Origin of the sequence: Paenibacillus sp. LPE1-1-1.1 (assembly GCF_040676435.1) — a bacterium.
Classification (GTDB): domain Bacteria; phylum Bacillota; class Bacilli; order Paenibacillales; family Paenibacillaceae; genus Pristimantibacillus.
Genome location: NZ_JBEGHY010000002.1, coordinates 63,278 through 78,553, shown reverse-complemented (window position 1 = coordinate 78,553; position 15,276 = coordinate 63,278). Strand labels below are relative to the sequence as shown.

The 15,276-nt window shown below is 48.3% G+C and carries 15 protein-coding genes, 1 tRNA gene and 1 rRNA gene; 13 read left to right on the top strand and 4 right to left on the bottom strand.

The window, feature by feature from the left end; all coding sequences use genetic code 11:
* Positions 1 to 6 precede the first annotated feature (6 nt).
* The 12 genes from rrf to MRBLPE1_RS09795 all read left to right on the top strand — a co-directional run bounded on the left by rrf (position 7) and on the right by MRBLPE1_RS09795 (position 9,728).
* A 5S ribosomal RNA gene (gene rrf / locus MRBLPE1_RS09850) occupies positions 7 to 123 on the top strand.
* Between the two features lie 88 nt (positions 124 to 211).
* On the top strand, positions 212 to 1,405 hold the full coding sequence (locus MRBLPE1_RS09845; RefSeq protein ID WP_364144807.1) for a GNAT family N-acetyltransferase: 1,194 nt from the start codon (positions 212 to 214) through the stop codon (positions 1,403 to 1,405).
* A 145-nt stretch (positions 1,406 to 1,550) separates the two neighbouring features.
* Positions 1,551 to 3,008, top strand: a complete 1,458-nt coding sequence (gene guaB, locus MRBLPE1_RS09840; protein ID WP_364144804.1) for an IMP dehydrogenase — start codon at positions 1,551 to 1,553, stop codon at positions 3,006 to 3,008.
* Between the two features lie 187 nt (positions 3,009 to 3,195).
* Positions 3,196 to 4,485 (top strand): D-alanyl-D-alanine carboxypeptidase family protein, encoded by a 1,290-nt coding sequence (locus MRBLPE1_RS09835; protein WP_364144815.1) that lies wholly within the window; start codon positions 3,196 to 3,198, stop codon positions 4,483 to 4,485.
* Positions 4,486 to 4,613: 128 nt separating this feature from the next.
* The gene (gene pdxS / locus MRBLPE1_RS09830) at positions 4,614 to 5,495 is read left to right on the top strand and encodes a pyridoxal 5'-phosphate synthase lyase subunit PdxS (protein ID WP_364144802.1); all 882 of its coding nucleotides are present in this window, start codon (positions 4,614 to 4,616) and stop codon (positions 5,493 to 5,495) included.
* A 77-nt stretch (positions 5,496 to 5,572) separates the two neighbouring features.
* Positions 5,573 to 6,157, top strand: coding sequence for a pyridoxal 5'-phosphate synthase glutaminase subunit PdxT (pdxT, locus tag MRBLPE1_RS09825; RefSeq protein ID WP_364144799.1), 585 nt, complete (start codon positions 5,573 to 5,575; stop codon positions 6,155 to 6,157).
* 52 nt (positions 6,158 to 6,209) lie between these two features.
* On the top strand, positions 6,210 to 7,496 hold the full coding sequence (gene serS / locus MRBLPE1_RS09820) for a serine--tRNA ligase (RefSeq protein ID WP_364144797.1): 1,287 nt from the start codon (positions 6,210 to 6,212) through the stop codon (positions 7,494 to 7,496).
* An 81-nt stretch (positions 7,497 to 7,577) separates the two neighbouring features.
* Positions 7,578 to 7,666: transfer RNA gene (locus MRBLPE1_RS09815), tRNA-Ser, on the top strand.
* A 127-nt stretch (positions 7,667 to 7,793) separates the two neighbouring features.
* The gene (locus MRBLPE1_RS09810; RefSeq protein WP_308998634.1) at positions 7,794 to 8,141 is read left to right on the top strand and encodes a hypothetical protein; all 348 of its coding nucleotides are present in this window, start codon (positions 7,794 to 7,796) and stop codon (positions 8,139 to 8,141) included.
* Positions 8,142 to 8,155: 14 nt separating this feature from the next.
* Entirely contained in the window at positions 8,156 to 8,332 is a 177-nt protein-coding gene (locus MRBLPE1_RS09805; protein ID WP_364144794.1) for a hypothetical protein, read from the top strand.
* A 40-nt stretch (positions 8,333 to 8,372) separates the two neighbouring features.
* A complete protein-coding gene (locus tag MRBLPE1_RS09800) occupies positions 8,373 to 8,522 on the top strand; it encodes a small acid-soluble spore protein P (RefSeq protein ID WP_364144792.1) in 150 nt (49 codons plus the stop codon).
* Between the two features lie 147 nt (positions 8,523 to 8,669).
* Entirely contained in the window at positions 8,670 to 9,728 is a 1,059-nt protein-coding gene (locus MRBLPE1_RS09795; protein WP_364144790.1) for a hypothetical protein, read from the top strand.
* A gap of 75 nt (positions 9,729 to 9,803) precedes the next feature.
* Here MRBLPE1_RS09795 and MRBLPE1_RS09790 read toward each other — a convergent pair whose 3' ends face one another.
* Genes MRBLPE1_RS09790 through MRBLPE1_RS09775 form a run of 4 tightly spaced genes read right to left on the bottom strand, consistent with a single transcriptional unit; the run spans position 9,804 to position 14,112 of the window.
* On the bottom strand, positions 9,804 to 10,562 hold the full coding sequence (locus MRBLPE1_RS09790) for a PHP-associated domain-containing protein (protein ID WP_364144788.1): 759 nt from the start codon (positions 10,560 to 10,562) through the stop codon (positions 9,804 to 9,806).
* Positions 10,563 to 10,590: 28 nt separating this feature from the next.
* A complete protein-coding gene (locus MRBLPE1_RS09785) occupies positions 10,591 to 11,418 on the bottom strand; it encodes an energy-coupling factor transporter transmembrane component T family protein (RefSeq protein ID WP_364144786.1) in 828 nt (275 codons plus the stop codon).
* Positions 11,405 to 13,234 (bottom strand): ABC transporter ATP-binding protein, encoded by a 1,830-nt coding sequence (locus MRBLPE1_RS09780; RefSeq protein WP_364144783.1) that lies wholly within the window; start codon positions 13,232 to 13,234, stop codon positions 11,405 to 11,407. Before MRBLPE1_RS09780 ends, MRBLPE1_RS09785 begins: the two co-directional genes overlap by 14 nt.
* Positions 13,231 to 14,112: a cell division protein FtsQ gene (locus tag MRBLPE1_RS09775; RefSeq protein WP_364144780.1), complete on the bottom strand. Its 882-nt coding sequence runs from the start codon at positions 14,110 to 14,112 to the stop codon at positions 13,231 to 13,233. The genes MRBLPE1_RS09780 and MRBLPE1_RS09775 overlap by 4 nt, the downstream gene beginning before the upstream one ends.
* A 243-nt stretch (positions 14,113 to 14,355) precedes the next feature.
* Here MRBLPE1_RS09775 and MRBLPE1_RS09770 point away from each other — a divergent pair, with 243 nt between their 5' ends.
* On the top strand, positions 14,356 to 15,201 hold the full coding sequence (locus MRBLPE1_RS09770) for a MurR/RpiR family transcriptional regulator (RefSeq protein ID WP_364144777.1): 846 nt from the start codon (positions 14,356 to 14,358) through the stop codon (positions 15,199 to 15,201).
* The last annotated feature ends 75 nt before the right edge of the window (positions 15,202 to 15,276 follow it).

Below are 15,276 nucleotides of genomic sequence, written 5' to 3'. Positions count from 1 at the left end.
GCTACGTTTGGTGGCGATGGCGGAGGGGAACCACGCGTTCCCATACCGAACACGACCGTTAAGCCCTCCAGCGCCAATGGTACTTAGACCGCAGGGTCTTGGGAGAGTAGGACGTCGCCAAGCACGAAAGACCTATCGCATATGATGCGGTAGGTTTTTTTGTTGTATATACGTTATGATATAGCTATATAGAATAAGGAGGCGTTTCCAAGTGGCAAAGCAAGTTGAAGTGAGACATATGAGTATGGAGCTTTTTTATGAAAGTATGGCGTTATCGCAATTTGCATTTCAATATGAGAAATCTGCTGACGAGCTTGAACAATCAAAAGAGCAGTTTGCAACGGAACCTGCGGTGAGATATGCGGCGTATGTCGATAATAAATTTGCGGCGCAAGCTGCGGTACTGGAGCTTCAAACCTATATTGGCGGGAAAGTTTATGACATGGGCGGCCTTGCCGGCGTTGCGACATGGCCAGAGTACAGAAGACAGGGATTGGTAGCACAAATTTTAATACAATCGCTGAGCGAAATGAGATCAAAGGGTCAATTTATATCTTTTCTACATCCGTTTGCCTTTGGTTTTTATCGTAAGTTTGGCTGGGAGACCTATACTGAACATAAGGCTTACACGATAAAATCAGAGCAGCTGCCTGCAAGAATAGCATACGAGGGCCATATTGAAAGATTGGACGGCGATTATAGCAAATTAAGTGATATTTACCACGCTTACGCATCTAAATATAACGGATCGTTGGTGCGAACGGAGTTATGGTGGAAGTATCGAATAAGCAAAAGAAAGCCAGGCCAAATCGGTCTATATTACGATAAAAGCGGTGAAGCGGCGGGTTATGTCATTTATGAAGTGAAAAATAGCCGTTTAACGGTACATGAGCTCATTTATTTAAATGAAGAGGCAAGAAGGGCATTATGGTCCTTTATTTCGCAGCATGACTCAATGATCAGTGAACTGACCATTACTGTGCCATCGGATGACCAGCTTCCATTTTTATTATCGGATCCGAGAATCAAACAGGAGGTTATTCCTTATTTTATGGCGCGTATCGTAGATGCGGAGAAGTTTATTGAGGGATATTCCTTTCAAGCATCCAATACCGACGATCAAATACCAATACAGCTGCGAGATGAGCATGCATCCTGGAATGACGGCTGCTATTTGCTGCAGATCGATGCAGCCGGAAAAGCAGTTTTTAACCGTTTGGACAAAATTCAAGGTTCAGAAAATGCGATAAAAATGGATATTGGCTCATTGTCGGCAATGCTTCTAGGGTACCTGCGGCCAACCCAACTCACCCAATTTGCACGAATTGAAGGAGATAGCGAGCTGATTAAACGCTTACACGATCGAATTCCCGAACGAACAACGTATTTACCCGACTTTTTCTAAAGATATGCCGTTCTTGGAGTCTTCCAAATGGAGGATAAAGCGGATGAAACAAAGCTATTCATCAGCCTTGACAGCCTATACCCCCTCTGCTAATATTGCTAATAATATATGTGAGACGTACTTAAAATAAGGGAGGAACATACTCGTGTGGGAAACGAAATTCGCCAAAGAAGGGCTAACGTTTGACGACGTCCTGCTTATTCCGCGCAAATCAGAAGTGCTGCCTAGAGAAGTCGACATCTCGATTCGATTAAGCGAGAACATTAAGCTAAACATTCCGCTCATTAGCGCTGGCATGGACACCGTTACAGAAGCCGCATTGGCGATTGCAATAGCGCGTGAGGGCGGTATCGGCATTATTCACAAAAACATGTCGATTGCGCAGCAAGCGGAGGAAGTAGACCGCGTAAAACGTTCGGAGAGCGGTGTAATCACAAATCCGTTTTCGCTAACGCCTGATCACCATGTTTATGACGCAGAAGAGCTGATGGGTAAATACCGCATCTCAGGCGTACCGATTGTGGATCAAGACAAGAAGCTAGTCGGTATTTTGACAAACCGTGATTTGCGTTTTGTACATGATTATTCGATCAAAATTAATGAAGTCATGACTCGGGCTAACCTTGTAACAGCACCTGTAGGCACTACGCTGCAGGAAGCTGAAGTACTGCTTCAGAAGCACAAGATCGAGAAGCTGCCGCTCATTGATGAGTCCAACACGCTTAAAGGTCTTATTACAATAAAAGATATCGAAAAAGCAATTCAGTTCCCGAACGCGGCGAAAGACAAGCATGGTCGCCTGCTTTGCGGAGCAGCGGTTGGTATTTCCAAAGATACGATGGATCGTGCGGAAGCATTGGTACAATCAGGTATTGATGTTCTTGTCGTCGATTCGGCGCATGGCCACCACATTAATATTTTGGAGGCGGTTCGCAAGCTGCGCGCTACTTACCCGGATCTTACGATTATTGCGGGTAACGTTGCGACTGGAGAGGCTACACGCGATCTTATCGAAGCTGGAGCATCCGTGATCAAGGTCGGCATCGGCCCTGGCTCGATTTGTACGACTCGCGTTATTGCCGGTATCGGTGTTCCGCAGATTACGGCGATTTACGATTGCGCATCGGTTGCCCGCGAATACAATATTCCGGTTATTGCAGACGGAGGCATTAAGTATTCCGGTGACATCACGAAAGCTATCGCATCCGGAGCAAGCGCGATTATGATCGGCAGCTTGTTTGCAGGTACGGCTGAAAGCCCAGGCGAGACGGAGATTTTCCAAGGGCGCAGCTTTAAAGTCTACCGCGGTATGGGCTCGATAGGCGCTATGAAAGAAGGAAGTAAAGATCGTTACTTCCAAGAAAACGAAAGCAAACTTGTACCTGAAGGCATCGAAGGCCGGGTTCCTTACAAAGGACCGCTTGCGGATACGGTTCATCAACTGCTGGGCGGCTTGCGTTCGGGTATGGGCTATTGCGGTACTTCCTCACTGGACGAGCTTAAGAATGATACGCAATTTGTTCGCATCACAGGATCTGGTCTTCGCGAAAGCCATCCGCATGATGTGCAAATTACGAAGGAAGCTCCGAATTACTCTCTTTAAATTATACTTTTCTAATAGGATGGAAACGTGGACAGGGAAGGCGAATGATTCGCTATTCCTTGTCTTTTTTTTATGAAGGATTACTCATTCTTCTAAGGCATCGTAGAGGTTTAATTGTTAGGGTTTGATATGTTACAATAAACAACGGACAAACCAAGTGGGAAAAGGGGAGACGACGTTGAAGGAAATGGTAAGACCGGTTCGGTTGAAGTCGGTCATCGCTGCAAGTTTGGCGGTTTGGATGGTAATGCTGTCGCTTGGTTCTGCGGTGGCAATGGCGAATGGATACGAAGGAAGACCCAGCACGGAAAACTCTTTAGGCTTACAGGTCAAAGCAGCTATTTTAATTGACGCGGAATCCGGTCAAGTTTTATATGAGGTGAATTCAGAGGAACCGCTTCCTGCGGCAAGCATGACTAAGCTAATGACGGAATATATCGTTCTTGAAGAAATTACGAATGAGCGTTTATCTTGGGATGAGGTAATTACGACTAGTGCGGAGGCTGCCTCCACGCCACCCGATGGATCATCCGTATTTCTAGCACAAGGCGATCAACATACGGTTAGGGATTTATATAAAGCAATGGCAGTAGGCTCCGCAAACGATGCTACAATTGCTTTGGCTTCGCAAATTGCGGGAAGCGAGCAAGGCTTCGTGGTGAAAATGAATGAAATGGCGGATAAGCTCGGACTTAAAACAGCGATTTTCACAAGCGCAACGGGACTATCGGAAACGACGGTGATTTCTGCTTCCGACATGGCCAAGCTGGCGCAGATCATTTTGAGCGAGCATCCGGAGTTTCTTGAATATTCGAAGCTGCAGGAATATAAATTCCGTGAGCGTGATGACCAGCCCATCGTTAACATCAACTGGATGCTGGGCACGAATGTAAATCAGACAGGGCTTAAGCATTTAGCCTATGAAGGCGTCGACGGCATGAAGACGGGCTTTATCAATTCAGCCGGCTACAACTTTACAGGTACGGTAAAACAGGGCGAACAGCGCTTCATAAGCGTTGTTATGGATACAGCAACGAAGTCCGCTCGTTTTAACGAAACGGCTAAGATGTACAACTACGGATTTAGCACTTTTGAGAAAAAGACGGTGCTTCCGCCAAAATCCGTGGTAGAAACGGTACAAACGGTTAAGATTAAGAAGGGCAAAAAGAAATCCCTTCCGGTAGTAACGGACAAGGATATCACTTTTATGGTGAAAAAGGGCACAGAGCCTAAGATCGAGGTCCTAGAGAGCAAGGTGAAAAGCGAGGATGAGCTCGTTGCTCCGATTCCGGTAGGCACTGTGGTTGGAACGGTCACTTACAAGTATACGGACACGGAAACAAAGCAAGAATTGAAGCATACCGTGAACTTGATCACGACAGAAGAGGGACAAAAAGCAGGCTGGTTCCGTTTGATGTTCCGCGCCATCGGTAATTTTTTTGCAGGTTTGTTTAACGGAATCGTCAATTTGTTCTAATCCGAGTAGAAAACAAGGGAATAAAGTAAATCAAGGCTTGTCGATTAATCTTGGTTCCTGTAAAATCAATGGTTAGAACAACTGCGGTAATATACATTTTATTGGATGAAAATAGGAGGATTTGAAGCATGGAAACAGGTACATCGCGCGTAAAACGCGGCATGGCAGAAATGCAAAAAGGCGGCGTCATCATGGACGTTATGAGCGCCGAGCAAGCGAAGGTAGCGGAAGCAGCAGGGGCAACAGCAGTAATGGCACTTGAGCGCGTTCCTTCCGAAATTCGTGCAGCAGGCGGAGTCGCTCGTATGGCTGATCCGACTATTGTAGAAGAAGTTATGAAAGTCGTTTCTATTCCGGTTATGGCGAAGGCTCGTATCGGGCATTATGTAGAAGCCAAAGTGCTCGAATCAATGGGCGTTGACTATATCGATGAGAGCGAAGTGCTTACGCCGGCAGATGAAGTGTTCCACATCAGCAAGAATGAGTTTACGATCCCATTCGTATGCGGAGCAAAAGATCTTGGAGAAGCTTTGCGCCGTATCCAAGAAGGAGCTGCTATGCTTCGTACGAAGGGTGAGCCAGGAACAGGCAATATCGTAGAGGCTGTTCGCCACCTTCGTTTGATCAATGGCCAAATTCGTAAAATTCAAGGCTTGTCGAAGGACGAGCTTTATCATGAAGCTAAAATTCTTGGCGTAGCATATGACTTGCTGCTTAACGTACATGAGACGGGTAAGCTTCCAGTGGTTAACTTCGCAGCAGGCGGAGTAGCTACACCTTCCGATGCAGCTTTGATGATGCATCTTGGCGCAGACGGCGTATTCGTTGGTTCCGGTATTTTCACATCGGAAAACCCAGAGAAATTCGCTCGTGCAATCGTTGAAGCCACAACTCATTATCAAGATTACAAGCTAATTGCTGAAGTATCGAAAAACTTGGGAGCTGCTATGAAGGGCATCGAAATTTCCAAGCTTAACACTTCAGAGCGCATGCAGGACCGCGGTATCTAATAGATGTAATATGCAGGTGCCGGCTTAGCGCGTATAGCGCTGCCGGCCCTTGCCCGTAAAGGAAGGCGATTAGAGCAATGAAGATAGGCGTACTAGCGCTTCAAGGCGCGGTGGCAGAGCATATACGAAGCTTAGAATTGGCGGGCGCAGAGGCGGTCGCCGTTAAGCGGGTTGAGCAGCTTGACGAGCTGCAGGGACTTGTTATTCCTGGCGGAGAGAGCACGACGATCGGCAAGCTGATGCGGAAATACGGCTTCATGGAAGCTATTGCGGACTTCTCCGCGCAGGGCAAGCCATTGTTCGGCACTTGCGCAGGCCTTATCGTGTTGGCGGATCAGATTGAAGGACAAGAGGATGCGCATTTACGGCTCATGGACATGACGGTTGCCAGAAATGCTTTTGGCCGGCAGCAGGAAAGCTTTGAGACGGACTTGGATGTAAAGGGTATAGACGAGCCTGTTCGCGCAGTCTTTATCCGGGCTCCCTTGATCAAAAAAGTCGGTTCTGACGTTGAGGTATTGTCTACATACAGAGACGAGATCGTTACGGCTAGACAAGGGCATCTCCTTGCCGTGTCGTATCATCCTGAGCTGACCGATGATTTCAGGCTGCATGCTTATTTCGTCGATATGGTGAAGGAAGCAGCAGCAGGCAAAGAGTAGGCTTTACAAAAATAATATAAAATCACTCCCTTCAGAGAGGGGCTTTTAAAACGTGCTGGATGTCAAATTGTTAAGAAATGAGTTCGAGAAAGTGGAGAATGCACTTCGCAACCGCGGGGCTTCACTCGATCTGATCGTTAATTTCCCTGTGCTTGATACGAAGCGCCGGGATCTTATCCAGGAAACGGAACAGCTAAAAAGCCGTCGCAATACGGTATCGCAAGAAGTAGCCAAGCTCAAAAGAACGGGCGAGGATGCGGAGTCACTTATCATTGAGATGAGAGAAGTCGGCGACCGGATCAAAGAGCTGGATGATGAGCTGCGTGAACTTGAAGCGCAGGTGGAAGAGCTGACGCAAGCTATTCCGAATATTCCTAGCGACAGCGTTCCAATCGGCAAATCGGAGGAAGACAATGTAGAGCTTCGCAAACACGGCGAGGTACCTAGCTTTGAATTCGAGCCGAAGCCGCACTGGGAGGTTGCGCAAGCGCTCGGCATTTTGGATTTCGAGCGTGCAGCCAAGGTAACGGGCTCGCGGTTTACATTTTACCGGGGTCTCGGCGCGCGTCTTGAGCGTGCGTTAATTAGCTTTATGATGGATTTGCACAGCGATAAGCACGGCTATGAAGAGATTCTGCCTCCTTATATCGTTAACCGCGACAGCTTGGTCGGTACGGGACAGCTTCCAAAATTTGAAGAGGATTTATTCAAAATATCCGATTCGGATTATTTTCTTATTCCAACGGCGGAGGTTCCGGTTACGAATCTTCATCGGGAAGAGATTTTGACTGCCGAGGAGCTTCCTAAATATTTCGTGGCTTACAGCTCTTGCTTCCGTTCGGAAGCCGGCTCTGCAGGACGCGATACGCGCGGCTTGATCCGTCAGCATCAGTTCAATAAGGTTGAGCTGATCAAATTGACGAAGCCCGAGGATTCCTATGACGAGCTTGAGAAGATGACGGCCAACGCGGAGAAGGTTCTGGAGCTTCTGGGCTTGCCTTACCGGGTTCTGGCGCTTTGCACAGGCGATATGGGCTTTACCGCTGCCAAAACGTATGATCTAGAAGTGTGGCTGCCAAGCGCAGGCACATACAGGGAAATTTCATCCTGCTCGAATGTGGAAGATTTCCAAGCGCGCCGCGCTGGTATTCGTTTCCGCAGAGATACGAAGAGCAAGCCTGAATTCGTCCATACCTTAAACGGTTCGGGCTTGGCTGTTGGACGTACGTTTGCAGCGATTATCGAGAACTTTCAGCAAGCAGATGGGTCTGTAACGATTCCAGAGGTATTGCGTCCTTATATGGGCGGCATTAGCTCGATTCCATCAGACAAACTTTAATTTCTTTGCCGCAGGGTCAAAATATAGTTGCATTTATATTTTGACCTGTGGTACAATATTTCTTGTGACAATTCATTATACGGAGAGATACCGAAGCGGTCATAACGGGGCAGTCTTGAAAACTGTTAGGGTGCAAGCCCACGTGGGTTCGAGTCCCACTCTCTCCTCCATATTTTTTCCCAGATACATATGAACAAGCCCAGACGCTAAAGCGTTTGGGCTTTTTTTGTAATGGTTCCCCTCGTATAAAATAAAGCTGCTTTTCGCATGTTATACGATGTGGAGGTGCTTTATTAAATGGGTAAATCAGATGAGCTTCAAATGAATCAAGAAAACCTGGCAGATGCTTGGCGGCAAACCTTGCCGGAGATGTTAAACAGTGCGGATCGCAGCAAGGTGCTGCCTGACGAGTCCGATTCCAAGTCATTGCGTGTGACAATTGAAACGGCGGGGCATCAAGCGTATTCGTTCGATTTTAAAGTTACTTATGTAGACAGCCGTGAGGTCAAGGTCGAGTTTATTGACGTAGAGAAGGACAAGATTTCAGTTGATGAACGCGGAGATGTCATTCAAGAGCTTATACAGGATTATACTAGACATTTGCATGAATGTGCGCAGGCGCTGCAGCGTTTGACGCATGTGTAGAGGAGAGAAAAACGATGACGCGCGCAAAAGGAACTGCTGATAAAAATTTGTCCAATGTGGTCGAAGCCCTTGCTGTAGAGCCGGTCAATAGCCATCAAGCCCAGCAGCTGCAGCAGGACAAAAACGACCGACGCCATCAGGATGCATTAAATCACGACCAGCCAGTCGATTTAGAGCATCAGAAGGATTAACGACTTGAGTTGGAATGAAACCTGTAGAGGAGGAGAATGAATGACAAAGCCAGATAGCGTACCCGTGCCGGAAAATCCTCAGAACATTAAACAGCAGCGAAATGGCGGAGGCGGACAGCAAGAGCCTTTATCCGGATCGAAGAAAACAAAGCAAAGTAATCATGTAAGCCATAATAACCCTGAGGGGTAATGCAATATTTCTTTAGTCTCAAAATGAATAGATCAAACGTCCCGTTTCAGTCATTTGAAACGGGATTTTTTGGATATAACTTCTAAAACGTGCTTTTTTAGTATAGAATGGAGGTGCTCATACAAAGATAGGGGAGGAACAAATTACATGAAAAAGTTTCAAAAAATAGCGGTGCTTTTATTAGCCGTTATTTTGGTCGTTATTGCAGGCTGCAGCACGGGCAAACCGCCGAAGGAAGCTTTGCAAGCGGCTATGACGAAGACCTCGCAGGCGGACTCATATGCTATCAAAATGTCCATTGGATTAGATGAACTGGAGATCCCGCAGGACGCAGCCATGCAAGGCGATGCTGCTGCAACAGCTGCTATCGTAGGCATGATCAAGGATGCGTCGATTACCGTTGACGCCGTACATCAGAAAGACCCTATGCGCACAGATCTGAATATGGAAATCGTAATTCCGGGCGACATGGAAATGAAGCTGACGGTGCCGATGATCCTGACAGAGGAAACGCTGTACGTAAAGGTGCCGCAAATTCCAATGCTGCCTTTGCCTGAGACGATTACAGGCAAGTTCATCAAGATTAATCTAAAAGAGCTTGCAGAGCAGCAGGGCGCGGCTGAGCTTGATACAGCTGCCCAGCAGAAGCTAGTCAAAGAGCTTGGCGAAGTGCTGCTTAAACATTTTGACGAGAAGACCTATTTCAGCAAACCAAAGGCCGAAGATGCGGATCTGCCGGCTGATATGAAAGCCGACCAAGTCGTTGTATTCGAAATTAACGAGAGCAACTATCCGCAAACGGTAGACACAATCGTTAATGAGGTGCTTCCTGAGGTGCTGAACGTGCTTCTGGCCAATGAAGCCTCGCTTAAATCGCTGCAGCTTGAGAAAGCGGATATCGAGAAGTTCAAGACTGACCTTGAAACGAACAAAACAGAAATTTTAGATACGCTTAAAAATGATGTCAAAATCAACACGTTGAAGGCTACGGCAGCGATCTCGGATGGTTATCTTTCTTACCAGGCAGCTAAGCTGAACATTACCGCATCGGATAAAGAAAGCGGTCAGAACGTGAAGTTTGGCATTCATTATGACGTCACTTATTCGGATATCGGCAAAGCGCCGGAGTTCGAGAATGAAATCCCGACGGACGCGATTACGCTTGATGAATTGACAACGATGTTCCAAACGCCGACTGGACTTTAAGCGACCATTGGCCATCTATGATAAAAAGAAGCAGCCCTGGGATCCCGGAGCTGCTTCTTTGTATTTGCAAATAGGTCAGGCTACCACCATTGATTTTTTCAACAGCTCCTTCATCATCTGCGCGGCCTTCACCTTGACATTCAGGCAAGGAGATATTTCAAGCTGGTAATTTCCGTTCAGAAGCTCAGTCCGCAGCTGTTCAGCCGTATGGCAATCCTTATCGAAACGGTTGATGACGCTGCCGAACTGCAAAGGCTGATGGGAGTCGCTCCCTGCACTGACCGGCAGGCCTAGTTCTTCTGCGAATTGCTGTACGTTATCGGCCATGCCAAAGCCGTATTGGAATAAATCCTTCGCATTCACGTCAAGCGTATCGAGACGCTGGAGCGTTGCTGCAGCGTGATGGGTAAGGGGCGTGCTCTCTCTCATCGGATGAGCGCCGATCCGAAGCAGCGGATAATCTTCGGTACGGTCAAGCAGCTCATCTAACGGAATGAAACTGTCCTTCGCGGTATGCGCATCAAGCTGCTGCCGCAGCTCACGAATAATCACGCGGTTGCCAATAAGCAGAATATGCCCCTTGTTCGCTACATCCACTTCCATGCCCGAGAATACCTTTAGTCCCTCGACGAGATAATAATCATTCGTATAGTCAAAATGATAGTCCAGCTGATCCAGCAAATCCGTAAAGTTCAGCGTGTTAAAATGCTCGGTCAATGCCACGGCATGGAGTCCGTTTTCCTTCGCTTCGCGAGCCATCGATAGGAAATATTCAAGTGAAAAGTGCGTTTTCTTCGAAAGCTTGCCATGGGTATGCAAATCAATATTCATCATAAGTAGGTAATCTCCATTCGATTCTAAATTAGAAAGATATAAAATGCCCAAGACTAACAAGAGCGATCATAAACAGCAAAGAACAGCCGAGAAAGATGAAATCATGCGGCCGAACCTGCATATGAGAAAGCTTCAGCCGTTTCGCCTCCGGACTGACCAGCGCATAAGTGAAGCCGCGTACCTCTAGCGCTTCCACTGTCGTTCGGGTCCGTTTGGCCGTATTCAAAATGAGCGGGTAAAAGGCGAAAACGCCGATTTTAGCCATATAGACAAGCGACCGCATATATAAAAAACCTTTCTTGCGAGGCGCACGTCCGCGCAGCCGGAACGAGTGGATCAGATTATGGTACTCTTCAATCAGAATCGGCAGCATTCGGTAGCCATAAGAGACACCGAAGCTGAATTGCCCGGGCATTCCCATGCTAAGCAGCGCATCGCTAAGCTTCTCGGGGTCCATGCTGGAAAAGACGGCTATGCTGGCTAACGAGATGAGCAATATTTTTAACGTCAATGTCATGAGCGGCCATACCCCGGCCAGACTTCCGCCGAAGAAGAGGGAGCCGAGTAAAATGTAGCTGATTTCACTGACGAGTCCGACACCCATGATGATTAGGACAAGCGGACTTACCTTAGAGGAGAGCGTGAGCGCCAGCATCGGAATAAGCATGCCGAGCAAAATGGCTTTGTTATGAATAAACCAAGGCGCTATGGCGAAAAAGGAATACCAGATGAGCAGGATACGCGGATCAAAACGCGACAGCAGAGTCGACTGCCTGCCGAAAGCGGTACGCATCAATTCGATTTTAATTTGCTCTACGCTCAGCTTGTCGAGCATGCTTTGCTTAATGGCTTCCAACGGTGTTGTCCTCCTTATCTGAATGGGAGTTATGGTTAAATAACGGCGTCCGGGATAAACGAGCGGTGAATTCGGCTACGGACAAGCAGGGTGGCTCGAAGCCCAGGTGCTGGCTAAGCAAGGCGATTTGCGGCGCAAGGAGCCCTGCTTTCTCAAGAATGGCCGTATGGCTGAAAAGCGAACGTTGATCGGTATCAAGCGCCACTCGGCCGTTATGCATGACAATGACGCGATTGGCCCATTCGGCAACAAGCTGCATGTCATGCGTAGCGATCACCGTTGTTTTCACTTGTTGATGCAGCTGGGCCAGCATTTCGGTCATTTCGCGGCGGCTTGAGGCATCGAGACTGGCGGTCGGTTCATCAAGCAGCATGACGGCAGGGCGCATGGCTAAACCGATGGCTAACGTCGCTCTGCGCTGCTGTCCGCCGCTCAGGAGCCTGCCGTCACGGTCTTGCAAGCCGGTTAGCCGCAGGCGCTCAAGAATACCATCGACAAAGCTGCGGTAGTCTGGGATGTTACGGGCTTTTAAAAAATATTCAATATCCTTGCGGATAGAGTCTTCAATGAACATCTCCTCGGGATTCTGGTATATGTATGAGACAAAATCGGATAACAGCTCAGGCGGAGACTGCTTGGTTATATGTCCGCATACCTCCAGCCGTCCGGCGCTTGGCCGCCGAATGCCTGAAATTAACTTCAGGAGCGTGGATTTGCCCGCGCCGTTATTCCCGACCAAAGCGATGCGATCCCCTTCATAAAAACTTATCGACATATCGCGGATGACGGGATGCATATCTCTCGTGATCGTTTTATAAGCGTAGGAGACATCGGTAAACGTAATAAGCGATTTCTTTGGGTACGAGTTATTGTCGATGGGTTCGCTTACGATAGGGACGTTCTCGATAATGGAAGACTGTCCTATCACTTGGCTAAAATAGTCGGCGGCCTCGTCAATGGTAATCGGGTAAAGGTGGCCAGCGGTCTGAGAATGTATGCCTTCAGCCTCCGAATCGCGAACGGCCAAGGTTACCTGCGGAGGCAAAATATGCAGGGCAGCCAGCTCGTCAACGGCGGACAACGCTTCTTGGACAGGCTTGACCCACCTTATCGTTCCGCTATCCATGAGCACGACCCTGTGACAGTAGTCCGCTATAAATTCGGTATGATGCTCAATGACGATAATCGTTTTTCCGTACTGCTCATTTAATATTCGGAGCTTGTCGTAAATGAGCCTGGCATGAAACGGGTCAAGCTGGGCCACAGGCTCATCGACAATAATAATGTCAGGATCCAGCGACAAGGCGCCAGCAAGAGCCGTAAGATGCTTTTGTCCGCCGCTTAGCTGCCAAATCCACTGTTCCTTCAACTGCTCGATGCCAAGCATGGATAGGGCGCGCAGCCCGCGCTCCTTGTAATCCGCAAAGCCGTAATTAAGCGGGGCAAAGCAGGCTTCGTCATAGACGGTGGGACGTACGAGCTGGTTCTCAAAATCTTGAAACACATAAGCAACCTTTCGGGATAAAGAGGATACCGTCTCATCTGCAGCCGTAAGCCCAGCCACTTCGATAGAGCCGATTAAATCGCCGACATAGTAATTCGGAATAAGACCATTGAGACATTTGCACAGCGTGGACTTGCCGCTGCCGTTCGTGCCGGCAACGGCAATAAACTCGCCGGGCTGAATCGTAAGGTAAATGTCGCGCAGTGCTGTGCCTTCCGCTCCCGGATATTGAAACTGCACATCCTGGAGAGCTATGATGGGAGCCGCTTGCTGCGGCTCCCGGCGGGCCATCTGTGTGTGTAATGGTCTCAAAGCTTTATGTCCCCCGATACGCGAGCAGATTTGGATTTGGCGCGAAAGGCAGCAAATAGGGTAACGGCAAGGACAAGCACGGCTGCTAAAACACTGACCCAGATGAAGCCACTCCCGTACTGCTCGATAAATTCGGGCTCCCATACCGCAAAATTAATATCCGACTCGGATAAGAATTCAGCGACTACGCCGATAAAAACGAATAAGATAGCGGTAATAAGGAGGCGCGGCGTCATGAGCTGGCCCCATGATACGGTAATTCGGCTGTCACGCGGCTTCATGCCGAGCAGCGGCTCTATTTTGCCATACAAACGGGGAACAAGAAATAAGGTTGGCAGAAGGGAGAAGAAGATGCCCGTAATCACCATAGCATTCAGGAAGCTTAGACCTTCAATAAGCAAGATACTTTCCGGAATGCCCGGAACGGCCTCTAGCTCTTCAATGCCGAACCATACTTTGCTGATATCGACAATCGCGCTGAGCATTTGGTCAATGCCGACTGCAACGAAGGAGGCGAGCGCGAGCTGCTTCCGGTTGCGGGGGTCGCTGACGAGTAATCCCGCTATGTACATTGCTATGGTAAACTCAATAAATTTCTCCAGTTCGCCGAGTCCTCCGAATTGGCCAAGCAGCAGCTCGCCGAAGATAACCTCTCCAAAGGAAGCGCCAAGCGCGGCATACAGCGGATTAAATAGAATGCATAGCGTAAGCGGAATAAAGGCGAAATACTCGACCTTCAGTTCAATCGGTCCAAGCTTTAGCTCGGGAATGAGCTCGGAGAACATGTTGGATATGCCGTACAAAGACATGGATAATATGAAGACCATAAGCTTTTGTGATTGCGTTAACTCGTATCGGCGCTTAGGCGCTGAAACCATGGGGATTCCTCCTAAATTGTTTTGTGAGGCGGCTTTCGCCTTGTAAGCCTCGTTTCAAAGCGAATTCTTCTACAATATAGGGATTGAATGTTTTCGGATCATCAACAAATTGTATGGATTGTGTAAAATAAAATACATTTATTTAATTATGAAAAAAAATTATCATAATTTATCAAAAATGTGTTATACTCCATATAGAAAATCGGAAACGCAAACCTAGAGGAGAATAGGGGATAGTTTGACATGACAGCCTTTCATTTGGAGATGGATCTCGATAATATGTCAAAGAGCCAGCAGGCGATCGCCAATTACGTAATGGGTGCGCTGCAGCAAATTCCTTACTGTACGGAAGAGGATATCTCGCTTGCAGTAGGCGTAAGCACAGCGACCGTATCGCGATTTTGGCGGACGATCGGCTTTGCTAACTTAAAAGCATTCAAGAAGCATCTGCTCCAAAACGAGCATGCGACGCCTGCTCGCAAGATGAAACAAATTTTGAATAAAATGGAGCATGAGGAGGCGGATGTCGTAAGCGAAATGCTGGACATTGCGTCTGCGAATATAGAGGTGACGTCGAAGCGGGTGGGGCGGGAGTCATTTTATAAAGCGGTTGAGGCCATTCACGCCGCGCGGACGGTTTATGTATTCGGCACGGGGGCGGCCGTGAGCTTAATAGAGCTTATACGCTTTCGATTAAACCGGATAAACGTGCGAGTCGATGGAATGGCCGGCAGCGGAAGCGAGCTTCTGGAATCGCTTGTCCATGCGGGACCTGATGATGTTGTGCTGATGTTTGGATTCGTAAGGCGCTCTCCGGAACTAACCGTGCTGCTTGAGAATGCGCGTACAGGCGGCTATACAACCGTGCTTGTTACGGATTTGCTGGTCTCTGATATGCTGGAGCAGAGCGACCTGGTCCTGCAGGTCGATCGGGGCGAGCTGGAGGGCTTTCATTCGATGGCAGCGCCGGTCGCGCTTATGGATGCCTTATCGGTTGCAGTAACGAAGAGGCGCGGGGAGCAGGCGCTTCAGCAGCTGGATCGTTTGCATACGCTGCGGAAGAAATATGCCTCGCTGCTGCCTAAATGAAATAAAAACGCCGGAGCCTGCAGGCTCCGGCGTCTTTGCTTATAGTTCACCGCGAGACGAATGAGGTGTTAACGC